Annotated in this window: 13 protein-coding genes and 1 riboswitch; all 13 genes read left to right on the top strand. The window is 50.7% G+C overall.

The window, feature by feature from the left end; translation table 11 throughout:
* Positions 1-21 precede the first annotated feature (21 nt).
* The 13 genes from efp to BN162_RS01390 all read left to right on the top strand — a co-directional run bounded on the left by efp (position 22) and on the right by BN162_RS01390 (position 15735).
* A complete protein-coding gene (gene efp / locus BN162_RS01325) occupies positions 22-579 on the top strand; it encodes an elongation factor P (protein ID WP_020223249.1) in 558 nt (185 codons plus the stop codon).
* 111 nt (positions 580-690) lie between these two features.
* Positions 691-806: riboswitch (FMN riboswitch) on the top strand.
* A gap of 98 nt (positions 807-904) precedes the next feature.
* A complete protein-coding gene (locus BN162_RS01335) occupies positions 905-1507 on the top strand; it encodes an ECF transporter S component (protein ID WP_020223251.1) in 603 nt (200 codons plus the stop codon).
* Between the two features lie 295 nt (positions 1508-1802).
* Positions 1803-2846, top strand: a complete 1044-nt coding sequence (locus BN162_RS01340; RefSeq protein ID WP_020223252.1) for a hypothetical protein — start codon at positions 1803-1805, stop codon at positions 2844-2846.
* Complete coding sequence (gene cmk / locus BN162_RS01345; RefSeq protein ID WP_020223253.1) at positions 2846-3520, top strand: (d)CMP kinase; 675 nt, start codon at positions 2846-2848, stop codon at positions 3518-3520. Before BN162_RS01340 ends, cmk begins: the two co-directional genes overlap by 1 nt.
* A complete protein-coding gene (gene der / locus BN162_RS01350) occupies positions 3513-4817 on the top strand; it encodes a ribosome biogenesis GTPase Der (RefSeq protein WP_020223254.1) in 1305 nt (434 codons plus the stop codon). The genes cmk and der overlap by 8 nt, the downstream gene beginning before the upstream one ends.
* Positions 4818-4829: 12 nt before the next feature.
* A complete protein-coding gene (locus BN162_RS01355) occupies positions 4830-5819 on the top strand; it encodes an NAD(P)H-dependent glycerol-3-phosphate dehydrogenase (protein WP_020223255.1) in 990 nt (329 codons plus the stop codon).
* Between the two features lie 52 nt (positions 5820-5871).
* Positions 5872-9093: a DEAD/DEAH box helicase gene (locus BN162_RS01360; protein WP_020223256.1), complete on the top strand. Its 3222-nt coding sequence runs from the start codon at positions 5872-5874 to the stop codon at positions 9091-9093.
* Positions 9094-9233: 140 nt separating this feature from the next.
* Positions 9234-10076, top strand: coding sequence for a DegV family protein (locus BN162_RS01365; RefSeq protein ID WP_020223257.1), 843 nt, complete (start codon positions 9234-9236; stop codon positions 10074-10076).
* A gap of 314 nt (positions 10077-10390) precedes the next feature.
* Positions 10391-13144 carry a sigma 54-interacting transcriptional regulator gene (locus BN162_RS01370; protein ID WP_020223258.1) on the top strand — a complete coding sequence of 918 codons (2754 nt, stop codon included), beginning with the start codon at positions 10391-10393 and terminating at the stop codon, positions 13142-13144.
* Positions 13141-13554, top strand: a complete 414-nt coding sequence (locus BN162_RS01375) for a PTS sugar transporter subunit IIA (protein ID WP_020223259.1) — start codon at positions 13141-13143, stop codon at positions 13552-13554. The genes BN162_RS01370 and BN162_RS01375 overlap by 4 nt, the downstream gene beginning before the upstream one ends.
* A gap of 65 nt (positions 13555-13619) precedes the next feature.
* Positions 13620-14120, top strand: a complete 501-nt coding sequence (locus tag BN162_RS01380; RefSeq protein WP_020223260.1) for a PTS sugar transporter subunit IIB — start codon at positions 13620-13622, stop codon at positions 14118-14120.
* A 12-nt stretch (positions 14121-14132) separates the two neighbouring features.
* Positions 14133-14930: a PTS mannose/fructose/sorbose/N-acetylgalactosamine transporter subunit IIC gene (locus BN162_RS01385; RefSeq protein ID WP_020223261.1), complete on the top strand. Its 798-nt coding sequence runs from the start codon at positions 14133-14135 to the stop codon at positions 14928-14930.
* Positions 14923-15735 carry a PTS system mannose/fructose/sorbose family transporter subunit IID gene (locus BN162_RS01390; protein WP_020223262.1) on the top strand — a complete coding sequence of 271 codons (813 nt, stop codon included), beginning with the start codon at positions 14923-14925 and terminating at the stop codon, positions 15733-15735. The genes BN162_RS01385 and BN162_RS01390 overlap by 8 nt, the downstream gene beginning before the upstream one ends.
* The last annotated feature ends 116 nt before the right edge of the window (positions 15736-15851 follow it).

Genomic DNA, 15851 nt, shown 5'->3' on the forward strand with positions numbered 1-15851 from the left:
TAGGTAGGATGGTGAATAGTAATGATTATTGTCAATGATTTAAAACCAGGAACAACATTTGAAAATGAAGGTAATATTTTTGTCGTTCTGGATATTCAGCACAACAAAACTGCGATGCGTCAGATGATCGTTAAGGTCAAGGTTAAAAATCTGCGTACCGGAGTCATCAACGAAATTTCCTTTACCGGCGGCGATAAGGTTGAACAGGCTCATATCGACAAGCGGGAAATGCAGTATCTGTATGATACCGACGATGCGTTGGTCTTTATGGACAATGAAACCTATGATCAGATTGAAATCCAGAAGGATCATTTGGAATGGGAAATGAAGTTCATGAAACCGAACGATAACGTAACCATCTCGATGTATGAAGGCGAAATTCTGGGAATTATTCTGCCGGATAAAGTCGAGCTGCAGATCGTTGAATGCGAACCAGCTGTTAAGGGTGATACAGCGACATCCGCTTCAAAAATGGCGAAGCTGGAAACGGGCTTGGAAATTCGTGTTCCGCTGTTTATTGAACAGGATGAAATGGTCGTCATCAACACGGCGGACGGCAAATATTCCGGACGCGCTTAAGCAGTCATGAAAGGTTTGGTCAGAGAGTGATCAAATCTTTTTTCATTTTCCGCTGCTTTTTTTTGTGGAATGTCTTTACAAATAGACTTGTGAAGGTTATGATAAAGACGATGAAAACTTCAGGGCAGGGTGCAATTCCCGACCGGCGGTAAACCCCGCGAGCCAAATTTGGCTGAACTGGTGAAATTCCAGTGGCGACAGTACAGTCTGGATGAAAGAATGTTTTTTTCTTTTTCATAGAGTGATTCCCCGAAGGTTTTGTTGAAACCTTTTTTTGTCGCTTCGGCATAAAAAGTGAAAGTTGTCAGAAATAGGAGGAAAAACGATGACAAACAGAAAATTTTTCAACATTAAAACCATGGCTAAGGTCAGCATCTTGGCAGCGATTGCCTTTATCCTGATGGAATTTGATTTTCCGATTCCATTTATTGCCCCGCCGTTTTATAAGCTGGATTTCAGCGAAGTTGCGGTTTTGATCGGCGGTTTTGCGATGGGGCCGCTGGCCGGGGTTGCGATTGAGGCGATGAAGGTCTTCCTAAGCTGTCTGTTCTTTGGTTCCGGTACGGCTTATGTCGGGGAATTGGCGAATTTTGTGATGGGCTGCGCGTTTATTCTGCCGGCCGCCTGGTTCTACCGCCGGCATAAAAATCTGAAAAGCGCGCTGATCGGCATGATCTTCGGAACACTGTCGCTGATGCTGGTCGGCGGTCTGACGAATTATTTTGTTATGCTGCCGGCGTATTCGTTCTTCTTTCATATGCCGCTGGAAGCGATCATTTCCATGGGGGCCGAGGTTGTTCCGTTTGTCAACAATGCGTTTACGCTGGTGCTGTTCTGCACGACACCGTTTAACTTGATTAAGGGCATTGTGACATCGCTGATGGTCTTCTTACTGTATAAGCATATTTCACCGATCCTGCACCGCTAAGATACGGACAGGCGTGGGGACGGAGGCTGAATCAGCGGGAAACCGAAAAGGGCTGTGTCAGCGTTTGTTGTAATAAGCATGAAGCCGGGAACGCTCCGGCTTTTTCTTTCTTTGCTGTATAGGTTTGTTGGGTGGACCGCATCTGATTTGAAAAAACGGCATGATGAATAGGCTTGAAGGAACATTCCTGTTCATTCGGCAGGCGCTTTCAAAAAAGAATCCGGGCAAACCGTCAGTTTTCTTCGCAACTGAGGTCAATTTTTGATATAATGAAAAAGATTAGGAGGCACTGTGTATGCAGAATATGTCGCGTAAGGCTAAATATGAAAAACTGAGGCAGGAATTGCAGAACGATGCGGAATCGCAGATCAGTACAAAGGGGATTTCCGCTTATGCTGAACGGTTAAGCCGTTTGGATACCACTGCAACCCAACAGCTGGAAGTGAAGGAAGAAGAAAACCATGATCCGATCCATCTGCGCCGCGAAGCTTATTTTGCGGATGAAACGCAGAAAGAGAAGGCAGGGACGGCAACCTCTTCTTTTAATAATGAATATCTTGACGAATACATCAGCGAAGTAAAGGAGTACAACAAGCAGCGCGGACTGCTGGCCAGCGAAGATACGCAGGTCAATATTTTGAAGCAGCTGCGTGAGCAGAGCTCAATCCGTCCGTTTGAGGAAAAAATGGTTAGCACCAGTAAGGATAATCTGCTGGATGATATGGATATTCCTTCTTTTGTGCTGCCGGAAGATGATACGCTGCGCAACACGATTTCATTGGAGGTCAAACAGCTGCTGGATCAGAGCGGCAACAGCCAAGAAATGCTGAAAACGTTGGAACCGGCGCCGGAAATCAAAAAGCCGCGGCGCATGAAACCGCCGGTCGAGGAGGAAGAATTTACAGACAGTCAGCCGATCCTTGAGGAGGATGACGAGGAAGAAGACGACGAATGGGATGACGAAGACGAGGAAGAAACGAAGAAGCCGCGTTGGAAGCTGTTCGGCCGTCGTCATGATGACGAAGACGACGAGGAGGATGAAACTCAGGAGGACGATGAGGATTGGGAGGATGATGATGAAACCCAGCCGCACCGCTTCTTCGGCAAACTGCGTTCGCATATGCAGGAGGAAAAAGAACTGCGCGAAAAGCTGATGAGTGAAACTGTTCAGCTGCGGGCGCAGATGGATGACTATGAAGATGAGCTGAACGATATGAACGATTCAGTTTCCTATACCAATCGTCTGCTGAACTTTATTTTGGTCCTGCTGATCCTGGCGCTGCTTGTGGTTTTAGGCATCGTCGTATACTGGATCCTGCTTCAGAAAGGAATTATTTAATGAAATTGAACATTGCGATCGACGGGCCCAGTGCCGCCGGAAAAAGTACGATTGCCCGGCGATTGGCCCGCGAGTGTGACTATATCCATCTGGATACCGGGGCGATGTACCGCTGCATCGCTTACAAAGCTTTAAATCAGGGCGTCGCATTGGACGATGAAGCGGCGCTGGGAAGTTTGATCGATCAGACGGAAATTCGCTTAACCCCGCAGGGACAGGTGTTCCTTGACGGTGAGGAAATGAAGGATAAAATCCGTTCGGACGCGGTTTCAATGGCCGCCTCCCAGGTTTCCTCATGGAAGATAGTCCGTCAGAAATTAGTGGAGCGGCAGCAGAAAATGGCGCGCGATAAAGGAGTCGTTATGGACGGCCGGGATATTGGCACTGTCGTACTGCCGGATGCGGAAATTAAGATCTTCCTGACTGCTTCGCCCCAGGCGCGGGCCCAGCGGCGATTCTTGGAGAATCAGCAGAAGGGAATCAGCTCAGACTATCAACAGCTGGTCGCGGAGATCGCTCAGCGGGATAAACAGGACACGGAACGTGTGAATTCTCCGCTGCGCCAGGCTGAGGATGCCGTGGGCATCGATACCTCAGAGATGACCATTGATGAAGTTGTAGCAGCAATCCAGCGGTTAGTTGAGGAAAAAATGAAGGAGGGAAGCCATGATTAAAGGCGTGGTTGCCATCGTTGGCCGTCCGAATGTCGGAAAGTCAACGATTTTTAATCGAATTCTGGGCGAACGTGTTTCAATCGTCGAGGATACGCCGGGCGTAACCCGGGATCGGATTTATGGAAAAGGAACGTGGCTGACCCAGGATTTCCGCATTATTGATACCGGCGGAATTCAGCTGGAAAATCAGCCGTTTCAGGAAGAAATAAAAGCTCAGGTTGAAATTGCGATCGAGGAAGCCGACGTCATTTTATTCATCGTCAACGGCCGCGATGGTGTAACCGGGGACGACGAATTCATCGCCCGTATGTTAAGACGCAGCGGCAAGCCTGTGGTTCTGGCTGTGAACAAGATTGACGACGCGACGCTGCAGGGCAATATTTATGAATTTTATGCGCTGGGTTTATCCGAGCCGATTGCGGTCAGCGGATCGCACGGCATCGGCATCGGCGATGTGATGGATGCCTTGATTGAAGCCTTTCCCGAGAAGCAGCAGCCGGAGCTGGAAGGCATTCGCTTTGCGGTGATCGGCCGTCCAAATGTCGGAAAGTCAAGCTTAGTCAATGCCCTGTTAAAGGAAGAACGGGTTATTGTATCGGATATTGAAGGTACGACCCGCGATGCCATTGATACGCCGTTTGAACAGGATGGCAAGCATTATGTCGTCGTGGATACGGCGGGCATCCGCAAGCGCGGCAAAGTGTATGAGAACATTGAAAAGTATTCGGTGCTAAGAGCGATGAGCGCGATTGAACGATGCGATGTCGTCTTGTTTGTCATTGATGGCGAAAGCGGTATCCGCGAACAGGATAAGCATGTTGCCGGTTATGCTCATGAAGCAGGCAAGCCGATCATCATTGTTTACAACAAGTGGGATGCGGTGGAAAAAGACGAAAAAACGATGAATCGGGTAACGGAACAGATCCGCACCCAGTTTGTCTATCTGAGCTATGCGCCGATTCTGTTTGTTTCCGCGAAAACCCATCAGCGCGTCAATACTCTGCTGCCGATGATTGAGGATGTTTATCACTATTCGCAGCTGCGGATTGCGACCAACGTCTTAAATGAAGTTGTTATGGACGCTCAGCTGACAACGCCGGCACCGACGCATAACGGACAGCGGTTAAAGATTTTGTATGCATCGCAGGTGGCGGTGGCTCCGCCGACCTTCGTCTTGTTTGTCAACGATCCGCAGCTGCTGCACTTCTCTTACCGACGCTATATTGAGAATCGGCTGCGGGAAGCGTTTGGCTTTGACGGATCACCGATTCGGATCATCGCCCGCAGTAAGGACTAAAGGAGGCGCAGTATGAAAATTTGCGTATTGGGCAGCGGAAGCTGGGGCACAGCGCTGGCACAGGTGCTGGCGGACAATCATCATGACGTGGTTGTCTGGGGCAAAAGCCCGGAGGAAATCGCGGATCTCAAGCTTCACCGGAACACCAAGTATTTTCCCGAGGTTCTGGTCAATCCGGCAATTGAAGCGACGCTGGATTTCGCTGTCGTTGCGTCCGCGGACATTCTGCTTTTAGCGGTGCCGACCGGTGCGGTTGAAGAAGTCAGCCGGCAGGCCGCCGCGGTGCTGGATCATCCGGTCATCGTAATCAATGTCGCTAAGGGCTTTCATCCGACAACCCATAAGCGGCTCAGTGAAGTGATTAAAGAATGCTTTACGCCGCAAACGTTGACCGACGTCGTATCGCTGATCGGACCTTCGCATGCCGAAGAGGTCATTCTGCGCAAGCTGACGTCTGTCAATGCAGTGTGTGAAAACGAAGCCTCCGCTCGCCAGATTCAGGAGCTGTTCTCCAATGAATATTTCCGCGTTTACCGCGGGACGGATGTGATCGGCTCGGAAACCGGCGTGGCGATCAAAAATATCATGGCAATTGCCAGCGGCATTATTACCGGCTTAGGTGAAGGCGACAACGCCCGGGCGGCGCTGATGACGCGCGGCCTGGCGGAAATGTCGCGTTATGGAATTGCCCAGGGCGGACGGGCCGAAACCTATTTGGGATTAACCGGGGTCGGAGATTTGATTGTCACCTGTACCTCCCAGCATTCCCGCAATTTCCAAGCCGGCGTGCAGATCGGCCGGCAGGACAGTGCGGAGATCTTCTGGAAAACCAATAAAAAGACGGTTGAGGGCGTGAAAGCGGCCAAGGTCATCTATGAGGAATCCATAAAAAAACACATCAGCATGCCGATCACCGAACAGGTCTACCGCGTTCTCTATGAAGGCGAAAAGCCGTCAAAGGCGATTAAGCTGCTGATGGCCCGGGAACTGAAGTCTGAATAAAAGCCCGTTGCGGGGCTTTTTCTGATGGAATGAGAAGGAGGTGCTGAGGCGTATGATTTTGGATGAAACTCAGCTCAGTCAATATTTTGATGAGCGAACGTGGAATCTGGCCCGCCGTTATCATCAGGAACGTTCGATTATCCAGTCACTGTCCGCGGTAGAATACCGCACGCTGCAGCTGATTGAAGTTGAAGCGGTTGTCTATCCGTATCTGCAGCACATCAAACTGTCGCTTCATTGGCAAACCGGTGAATTGCTGCGCTTCAGCTGCGAATGTCCGTATTGTGTTCAGGACGAAAAAGCCTGTGCGCACATCGGGGCAGTTTTGATGTTTTTAAAGGAGCGAACCATTGATCATTTTCCCTACTATTACCGTGAGAATGCCGCGGATTATATCCAGCAGCTGCGCCGTCGGCAGATGTTTTCGCAGAGCGAACAGCTGATCGAAACGTATGTCAATGCGGCGGTGCTGGATGATCCGACCCTCTTGCAGAGTGATCCGGTCGGATTACTTCCGGAGGTCATCTTTTCCAATTCAGAACTGCTGGTCAGCTTTCGGATCGGCCGCAAGAAAAAATACATTCTGAAAAATCTCGGTGAGTTTCTGGCGCGGATGAATGAAGCGGCGATTGTCAGCTATGGCAAGGAGCTGCAGTTTCTGCATGTTCCGGAATCGTTTGACGAAGGTTCGCAGCGAATCCTGCGGTTTATCCGCCGCAATTATGATCCGCAGAAAAGTTTCGGAACGAGTCCGCGCTATGTGAATCTGGTCGGCGGCAGCGTCGATGATTTTTATGAGCTGTTTTTAAATCATCCAGTGATGATGGCAGATGGCCGGCCGATGGTAATGATTGAGGAGAATCCGCAGTTCACGCTGCAGGTAGAAAGCCAGAACCAGGACTATCAGCTGCAAATCACACCCCACGAATACCGGTATCTTGCAAGCAATGAAGCGGACTACGTGTATGTCGGCGGAACGCTGATTCGGCTTCTGCCGCGTTATCGAATCCTGTGCGGACCGCTGCTGAAACGGCTGCAGCAGGGCGGCAAGCTGCTGATCAGTCATGAACAGATCAAGAATTTCTATTACAATGTTCTGCAGCCGATCAGTGAATTGATTCCGGTTTTGGGCATGGAAGATCTGCCGGTTCGCCTGGATCCGTTAGTCACACGGGTGTATATTGACGAACCGACGCCGCACACGATCATGATTACGATCCGTTTCTGTTACGGCAATAACGAATACATCGGCTTCGATACGCTGACCAATCGGGATAACCGCAATCTACGTAAAGAACAAAAGGTGCGGGCGATTATCCGGCAGTATGTAACCCGGATTGATACGCTGACCCAGATCGCCTGGATTGAGAAAAACGAAACCAAGGAATTCAGCTTCCTGGCGGAAGGGGTGGGTAAGCTGATGGATCTGGCCGAGGTGTATATCTGTGAATCGCTGAAAAACGTCCAGATTCGCTCACACGCCTCGTTCTCCGTTGGAGTTCGGCTGACTTCCGGACTGCTGGAGCTGCAGCTGGACAGCCCGCAGCTGTCGTCTGAGGAGCTGGAAGAAATTTTCCGCGGCTATCAGCAGAAGAAAAAATATGTTCGGTTAAAAAATGGCGATTACTTTGCGATCGGCGAGGGAGAGACCGAAGAGGTGCTGGCGATGCTGGATGCGCTGCAGGTCGATCCAAAGCAGCTTGTGCAAGGTTCGCTGACGTTGGAAAATTATCGGGCGCTGGCGCTGAATGAACGTTTGATGAGTACGCCGGAAATCAAGGTGGAACGCGATCAGGAATTTAAGACGATGATTCGTGATTTCAAAAATATCGAAGAGAGTAAATTTGACGTACCGCCGTCAATGCGGAAGATCCTGCGGACCTATCAGAAGGAAGGCTTCCGCTGGCTGAAAACGATTGCGCATTATGGCTTCGGCGGAATTTTGGCGGACGATATGGGAATCGGCAAGACGCTGCAGATGATCGCGGTGCTCCTGGATGCTCAGCTGCACAACGAAGCCGGCTGCAGTCTGGTCGTTACTCCAGCTTCGCTGATCCTCAACTGGCAGGCGGAAATCCGGCGGTTTGCGCCCCAGTTAAAATGCGCCTGTGTTCATGGAACATTAAAAGAGCGTCAGGATCAGTGGGCACTGGCCGATCAGGTCGATGTTCTGATCACCTCTTACGATTATGTCAAGCGCGATGAAGCGGTGCTTAAACCGCTGCAATTTCAGTATTTGGTACTGGATGAAGCGCAGGCGATCAAAAACCAGCGCACCAAGAGCGCCCAGGCAGTAAAACAGATCCAGGCTCGCCATCGGTTCGCCTTAACTGGAACGCCGATTGAAAATTCACTGGCAGAACTGTGGTCGATCTTTGATTTTCTGATGCCGGGGTATCTGTTCAGCTACGCTCAGTTTAAGGAAAATTATGAACTGCCGATTGTGCGCTATCAGGATGAAGAACGCCTGACGCTGTTAAAGAAACTGGTTTCGCCGTTTATTCTGCGGCGAGTCAAACAGGATGTTTTAAAGGAGCTGCCTGAGAAAACGGAATCCGTGCTGCAAATCGAATTCAGTGAAGCGGAAAAGAAGCTGTATCAGGCTTCTTTGCAGCAGATTCAGACGCAGCTGGCGCAGACGCTAGACCAACCGGCCAACGTCGGCAGTTCCAAGATCATGATCCTGGCGATGCTGACGCGGCTGCGGCAGATCTGTTGTGATCCGGGGCTGGTATTTGAGGGATACGGGGGCGAGCGAAGCAAGCTGGCAGCCTGTATGGAACTGATTGAAAATGCGGTGGATTCCGGCAAGAAAATTTTGGTGTTTTCCCAGTTTACAACGATTCTGGACAAACTGCGTCAGGAATGCGAAAAGCGGCAGATCGCCACTTATCTGTTAACCGGCTCAACGCCGAAGCAGCAGCGTTTTGATTTGATGGAAAGCTTTAATCGGGATAAAACACCGGTCTTTCTGATTTCATTAAAGGCCGGCGGGACCGGGCTGAATCTGACGGGGGCAGAGATTGTCATTCACTATGATCCATGGTGGAACTTGTCGGCTGAAAACCAGGCCACCGACCGTGCTTACCGAATCGGTCAGACGCGCAATGTGCAGGTTGTCAAGCTGATTGTCGAGGGAACGGTGGAAGAGAAAATCAGCAAGCTTCAGCAGCAGAAGCAGCAGCTGTCGCAATCGGTTATCGAAGGCTCTGACGGATCGATTGCCGCAATGAGCCGCGAGGAAATTCTCGAACTGTTTGAAAACGAGTTCTAAATGATACGGCTTTCATTCAAATAATTGTTTGAAATGCCGTTTTTATTTTGTGAAAAGGGGTTGTCAAGGCGGATATACGCTGTTATAATGGGTTAGATTTTTATGTTGATATTCAAACTATCTCAAGGAGGAGAACCGATATGACAGTTCGTATTATTACTGATTCCACCACCGACGTCACACCCGCGGCAGCTCGGCAGCTCAACTTAGGCGTTGTACCGCTTAAGGTGCTGTTTGGTCAGGAGGAATACCGTGATGGAATCGATTTAACGATGGAGGAATTCTATACCAAGCTGACCAGCAATGATCAGCTGCCAACCACTTCGCAGCCTTCACCGAATGATTTTCTGACCGAATTTGAAAAGGCCAAAGCAGCCGGTGAAGAAATCGTTGTGCTGACGTTGTCCAGTCAGCTCAGCGGCACGTATCAATCCGCCCAGCTGGCCAAGGATTATTGTGAATATGAACCGATTTACATCGTCGACAGTTTATCGGCGACGATCGGAACACAGCTGCTTTTGCGCGAGGCGATCAGGCTGCGGGATGCGGGTCAGCCGGCATCGCAGATTGCCCAGCAGCTGGAACAGCTCAAGGAACGCGTTACAATTCTGGCGGCGGTGGATACGCTGGAATATCTGGTTAAAGGCGGACGGCTGTCCAAGGCCGCAGGCTTTGCCGGGTCTTTGCTTGGAATTCATCCGATGATCACGCTGGCGGAAGGCAAAATCAGCGTTTTGGGCAAGGCCCGCGGCAAGAAAGCGACGCTGCAGCTGTTCTGGCAGCAGATGGAAAAACTGGGAATGCCGGATCTTACTTTTGAGCCAATCTTTGGTTATACCGGAAATCGGGAAGCGGTTGAAGATCTGATCACCTTCATGGATGAAAAAGCGATTGTCAGTCCGCAGGTATGCGGCGTCGGCAGCGTAATCGGAACCCATACCGGACCGGGTGTCAGTGCGATTGCCTATATCCGTCAGGCATAAACGAAATAACGTTGGAAACATAAAGCTTGTTTTCCAGCGTTTTTTTATTTGTCATTTTTGATTACGGCTTTGCAGGAACCCGCGACAACGACAGGGACTTTCGGTATCATAGAAGACGTGATCGTGCTGATATTTCGGATGAGTCATCCTTTCTATTTATAGCTGAACAGAGTTTCGACACTCATCACACCGGGATCTGAAGTGTCAGATTTTCCCATATTTGAGCCGGCAGTGTTGAATCTTACTGGATCTAAAGATTTTTTGGGTGAATATCCTATAATGAAGCCATCAGCCGATCTGAATGAGGTGAGAGAATGAATAAAACGAAAGAAGAGATTCTCATCTGGCTGAAAAACCAGACCCGGATTTACGGACTGACCCAGCTGGAGCAACGAACGACGAAACAGATTGCCGAGCAATTGAATCTGTCGCGGACATTGACGAGTCAGTATCTGAACGAACTGTGCAAAGAGCATGTGTGCATTAAGATCAGCTCCCGTCCGGTGTATTATCTGGCTCGTGAAGAGCTGGAAACAAAGTATCAGGTTACGTTTATGGATGAAGAATATTTCAATCTCGACGATCTGATGCAGGTGCTGAATCAGAAAACACCGCAGGGCCGGAATTTTGAAAAGGTGGTGGGTGCGGAAGGTTCATTGGCAGGTTGTATTGCCCAGCTGAAATCAGCGATGCAGTATCCCAGCGGTTTGACCGTAATTTTGGAAGGGGAGCGCGGCAGCGGAAAACGTTTTCTTGCCCAGTCGGCATTTGAATTTCTTGCCGATCAGCATGCAATTTCCTCTTCAGCGCGGTTTGTACGCCTGACGATCAGCCGGGAAATGTCCCAGCATCGTCAGCTGGTTGAGCTGTTTGGCGGGGAACTGGAAGGAAAACCTACAGAAGGGTTGATCGAAAAAGCGCAGGATGGGGTTGTCTATCTGGCCGAGGCCGATCAATTAAGTGCGGAGTGTCAGCTGAAGCTGGCTGAACTGATCCGCTCCGGCAGCTATACACGAGCGCATCAAACCCAGCCGGTTCTGAAAAATACCGCCCGTTTTATCCTTTCGCTGACCAGCCGTGCAGCACAAACACTGCAGCCGGAGCTTCTGCTGAACATTCCGGTGCATTGCCAGATTCCCGCCTTTTCCCGCCGGCCGGTGCAGGAGAGGGAAGAACTGGTCATCCAATTGCTGCTGAAGGAACAGCGAAAACTGGGACGCGAGATCCGCATGTCCGCCCGATTGTTCGGAGCGCTGAGCGCCGATCTGCCGGAGCTGAATTTGGCTGAGCTGAACAATGGCTTAAAAACGATGTGCGCCGCGGCGTATTCCCAACAACCGCAGGCTTCCGTGCTGGTTTTAAAAGCCATGGATCTGCCGCCTGAGCTGTTTAGCCGATTGCCGTTAGGGCAAATGCTGAGACCGGCTGAATCAACGCCGCTGGCGATTGAACAGTTTCGCCGTCAGGATGGCAGCGATCAGATTTTAAAGCTGTTTGATCATCTGCTGGACAGCCATCGTGATTATTATAACAACCACCATGTGTTCGCTCAGTTTCTCGATCAGGGACTGGCGCGGATGCGGGAATATTACGATACGATTATCTTTGCGACAAAAGAAGAGGACAGCCGATTAGTCTGGATTGAAGCGCAGATCCGCCATGAGCTGGAGGCTCTGGATCTTGACCAGCGGCTGACATTGCCGCCTAACTGCAGCTTTGTGCTGGCCCGCATGACCTGTGCCTTAGCCCGAATTCATTCCAGTCTGGCTTTGTGGGAAAGTCAGCGGCGGGAAGCCATTCAGCTGTGCCTGAACACGTTGCGCCAACAGCTTCCGGAAGCGGCATCGCTGGCGGAGGCTTTGATCGAAAAGCTCTGCGCCGGCCTGGAAATGCAATCACAGCCGTTAAACACAATCTTTCTGACGCTGAATCTGAGGTTCTACAACCAGGAACCGCTGCGCCGGCAAAGCTGCGGCATCATCATCAGTCATGGCTACTCCACGGCTTCCAGCATTGCGGACGCGGCGAATCAGCTTTTAGGAAAACGGATATTTGATGCTTTGGATATGCCGCTGGATACCGAGGTCAAAGCGATCGAAAAGAAACTGAACGATTTCATTCGATTTCATTCCTATCTGCGTTCGCTGATTCTGCTCGTTGACATGGGTTCGCTGGAAGGTCTTGCCGAACATCTGGACTGCATGATGGAAGTCGGCATCATCAACAACATTTCCACCGGTTTGGCGCTGGATATCGGAATGCGTTTAAGCCGCGGGGAAGAATTGGAAACGATTTTGAAATCAGCCTGTGAGAGCTATCAGTGCCGCTATCGGATTCTGATGCGGAAGCAGAAAGAAAAAGCGATTGTGTTTACCAGCGATATTTCAATTAAGATCAGCGGCAAGCTGGCAGAGCTGTTTGCCCGCTCGCTCCCCCGGCCGCTCAACATCCGTTTTATTGAAGCTGATTATGCGACGCTGCAGTCTGCGGCACAGCGAGCATCGCTGTTTGATCGCTACGAGGTTCTGCTTTTAATCGGTCCGTTAGGCTTTCATCCGGAAAACGTCAACACGATGGCGTTAGAGGATATCGTCAGCTTCCGGACAATGGAACCGCTCAATGAAGCGCTGGATGGGGAACTGAATGAGGCGGAGCTGGAGTTGTTTCAGCAGCAGCTGTTAAAGAACTTCTCGCTACAAAGCTTAATGGAAAATCTGACGATTCTCAATCCGGCGCGGCTGTTGGACTGTGTCTATGAAGCGGTCAGTGAACTGCAGCGGCAGATGCAGCGGCGCTTTCAAAGCCGGACGTTAGTCGGCATTTATATTCACGTCAGCTTTCTGATCGAACGGCTGGTCACCCGCACAGCGATTGAATCGCTGGCTGATTTGACGCCGTTTATCAGCGCGCACAGCGACTTCATCGACCAGGTCAACATCAGCTTTGCGCCGCTGTTGAAAAACTACAACGTCACCGTTCCGATCGATGAGATTTCTTATCTTTACGATTATATCGAAAATGATCGGCAGGATTTGACGAGAGGCAACATGCAGGAGGAAGGATTATGAGAGAAATCATTCTAGCCTCCCACGGCGCTTTGGCGTCGGGGATGGCGGATACAGCCCAGATGATCATCGGCGATCAGCCGGGCTTAAGGGTATTGTCCCTGCAGCCGGGCAGTCATCCTGATGCTTTGAAGCGTCAGATTGAAAGCGGGCTGGCTGAAACATCGGCGGACGAGGTTCTGATTCTCACAGATTTGTGGGGCGGCAGCGTCAACAACGCCTTGTTAGGCCTGACGCAGGATCCGCGCGTGCATATCATTGCGGGTATGAATTTGAATCTGGTGCTGCAGCTGTGCCTGAGCCCAGAGCCGCTGGCGGAAGTGATCCCTGCGGCGCTGAAGGAGGCCCAGCAGGGCATGATCTACGGCAATGCCGTTCTGGCTTGTCCGCAAGCCGAAGACGAATTGTTTTAAACCGTTATGAAAATGGAATTCACCGGAATGATCCGGAGAAATCAAAAAAGAAAGGAGGAGTGAAAATGATTAAGATGCTGCGAATTGACGACCGGCTGCTGCATGGCCAGGTGGTGTTCATGTGGACGAAGCAGTTAAACATCAAAGGTATTATCGTGGCCAATGATGAACTAGTCAACGATCCGATTCAGAGTCTGGCGATGAAGCTGGCGGTTCCGGAACATCTGAAGCTGCTGATCAAGACCATCGATGAAGCGGCCAAGCTGATCAATGATCCGCGGGCAACAGGCATGAATATTCTGGTCGTGATGAAAAATCCGATTGATGCGGCGCGTCTGCTGCACAAGATCGAAGACAAGGCTGTGATTGAGTGTGTCAATATCGGCAACAGCGGCCGGATTGACAAAGGGGATCGGATGATGATGACCAAGGAAGTCTATGTTGACGCTGCAGACATTGCGGCGATCGAAGAAATTCTGGCAACCGGACTGCCGTTTGAAATTCAGATGATTCCGACAAGCAACAAAGTTCAGGTCAAAGAGGCGTTGAAAAACGTCAGAAAATAGGGAGGGCTGTTTATGACTTTGATTCAAGCACTTCTGATCGCTCTGGTAGCGGCACTGGGCCAGGCTGCCGGCGATATCGGCGGCAACGTGATGGTCAATCGGCCGATCGTTCTGGCGCCGATTGTCGGTGCGATCTTAGGCGATTTACAACAAGGATTAATGATGGGGGCTGCACTGGAGTTAATCTTCTTAGGCGTCGTTTCGATCGGCGGCGCAACGCCGTCGGATGCCAACATGGGTTCAGTATTGGGAACGGCTTTTGCCATGAGCATGCATCAGGGCGTGGAGATCGCACTGGCGCTGGCAGTTCCGATCGGCATTCTCCAGCAGATGGTCAAGTATCTCGTTTATTTCTTCCGTGCAACAACGATGCACAAGGTCGAAGAATTTGCCGAGGCCGGCGATTTTGGAAAAATCACGCGCTTCCATTTCGGCCATTGCGCCCTGTATGCCGGCCTGTACGGTCTGATCGCTTTTGTTTCACTGCAGTTTGGCGCCAGTGCGATGCAGACATTGGTTGAGAAAATCCCGGCGATCATCATCACCGGGCTGGGCGCAGCCAGTCAGATGCTGCCGGCGGTCGGATTTGCACTGTTAATGAATATGCTTTGGGATAACCGGCTGTGCGTCTTCCTGTTTTTCGGATTCATCCTGTCCGTTTATCTGAATCTGCCGATCATCGCGATTGCCGGCATTGCCTTAACCATTGGAGTTATTATGATCGTCCAGGATATCAGCGCCAATCGCGGCCAGCGTACTGCCGTGCCAATGGATGCCAAGAGTGAAGAGGAGGCGTTCTTCAATGAGTAATGAAATGAAGCACGAAGAGAAAAAACTGATTCATCAGCTGTTCTGGCGTTCCTTTGCCCTGGAAGGCTCATTCAACTATGAAAAGATGCAGGCGCTTGGCTTTGCCTGGGCGATGTTCCCCGCGATCAAGCTGTACTGCAAGACGCCGCAGGAGCAGGTAGAGGCCTTAAAGCGGCACACCGCTTTCTTCAATATCACCCCGAATATCTGTACGTTCTCCCTAGGCATGGCGGCTTCCATGGAAAAGGAATATGCGCAGAAAAAGGACATGGATCCAGCCACGATCAATGCTGTCAAGGTTTCACTGATGGGACCGCTGTCAGGAATCGGCGATTCCTTCTTCTGGGGGACCTTCCGCGTGATCGCTGCCGGCGTTGGAATTTCGCTGGCTCAGCAGGGAAGCATTCTCGGTCCGATTTTATTCCTGCTTCTGTTCAATGTTCCGCATCTGATCATCCGGTATTACTGTACGGTATGGGGATATCAGCTGGGAAGCAAGTTTATCCAGACTTCGTATGAAAACGGTCTGGTTTCGCACATGAGCAAGCTGGCCACGGTCATCGGCCTGACGACAGTCGGCGCCATGATCGCAACGATGGTTACCTTCAATGTCGGCTTTAGTGCGCAAATTGGGGAAACGACGCTGGTGCTGCAGGACGTGTTCGACCAGATTATGCCGAAAATCCTGCCGCTGTTATTGACTCTGGGTGCCTTTGGCGCGATTCGCAAGGGCGTCAAAGTCAATACGGTAATTTTAGCGATCTTTGCGTTCGGTCTGATCGGAACCTTGATCGGTCTGCTATAATAATCTTAATCGACTGGCGGCTCGTTTTATCCGGGCCGCTTCTTCAATAAGAATCAGTGAGGATTCTTTCACCTCGATCGGTGGCAAGCGGAATTACGAAAAACAAAAGAACGGCA

It is taken from the genome of Holdemania massiliensis AP2 (genome assembly GCF_000327285.1).
In the GTDB taxonomy this organism is placed as follows: domain Bacteria; phylum Bacillota_I; class Bacilli_A; order Erysipelotrichales; family Erysipelotrichaceae; genus Holdemania; species Holdemania massiliensis.

Coding starts and splice junctions, on each gene's coding strand:
- BN162_RS01340 (WP_020223252.1), top strand. CDS start 1,803: ATGCAGAATATGTCGCGTAAGGCTAAATATGAAAAACTGAGGCAGGAA.
- BN162_RS01385 (WP_020223261.1), top strand. CDS start 14,133: ATGACTTTGATTCAAGCACTTCTGATCGCTCTGGTAGCGGCACTGGGC.
- BN162_RS01370 (WP_020223258.1), top strand. CDS start 10,391: ATGAATAAAACGAAAGAAGAGATTCTCATCTGGCTGAAAAACCAGACC.
- BN162_RS01390 (WP_020223262.1), top strand. CDS start 14,923: ATGAGTAATGAAATGAAGCACGAAGAGAAAAAACTGATTCATCAGCTG.
- cmk (WP_020223253.1), top strand. CDS start 2,846: ATGAAATTGAACATTGCGATCGACGGGCCCAGTGCCGCCGGAAAAAGT.
- BN162_RS01355 (WP_020223255.1), top strand. CDS start 4,830: ATGAAAATTTGCGTATTGGGCAGCGGAAGCTGGGGCACAGCGCTGGCA.
- BN162_RS01360 (WP_020223256.1), top strand. CDS start 5,872: ATGATTTTGGATGAAACTCAGCTCAGTCAATATTTTGATGAGCGAACG.
- BN162_RS01365 (WP_020223257.1), top strand. CDS start 9,234: ATGACAGTTCGTATTATTACTGATTCCACCACCGACGTCACACCCGCG.
- BN162_RS01335 (WP_020223251.1), top strand. CDS start 905: ATGACAAACAGAAAATTTTTCAACATTAAAACCATGGCTAAGGTCAGC.
- efp (WP_020223249.1), top strand. CDS start 22: ATGATTATTGTCAATGATTTAAAACCAGGAACAACATTTGAAAATGAA.
- BN162_RS01380 (WP_020223260.1), top strand. CDS start 13,620: ATGATTAAGATGCTGCGAATTGACGACCGGCTGCTGCATGGCCAGGTG.
- der (WP_020223254.1), top strand. CDS start 3,513: ATGATTAAAGGCGTGGTTGCCATCGTTGGCCGTCCGAATGTCGGAAAG.
- BN162_RS01375 (WP_020223259.1), top strand. CDS start 13,141: ATGAGAGAAATCATTCTAGCCTCCCACGGCGCTTTGGCGTCGGGGATG.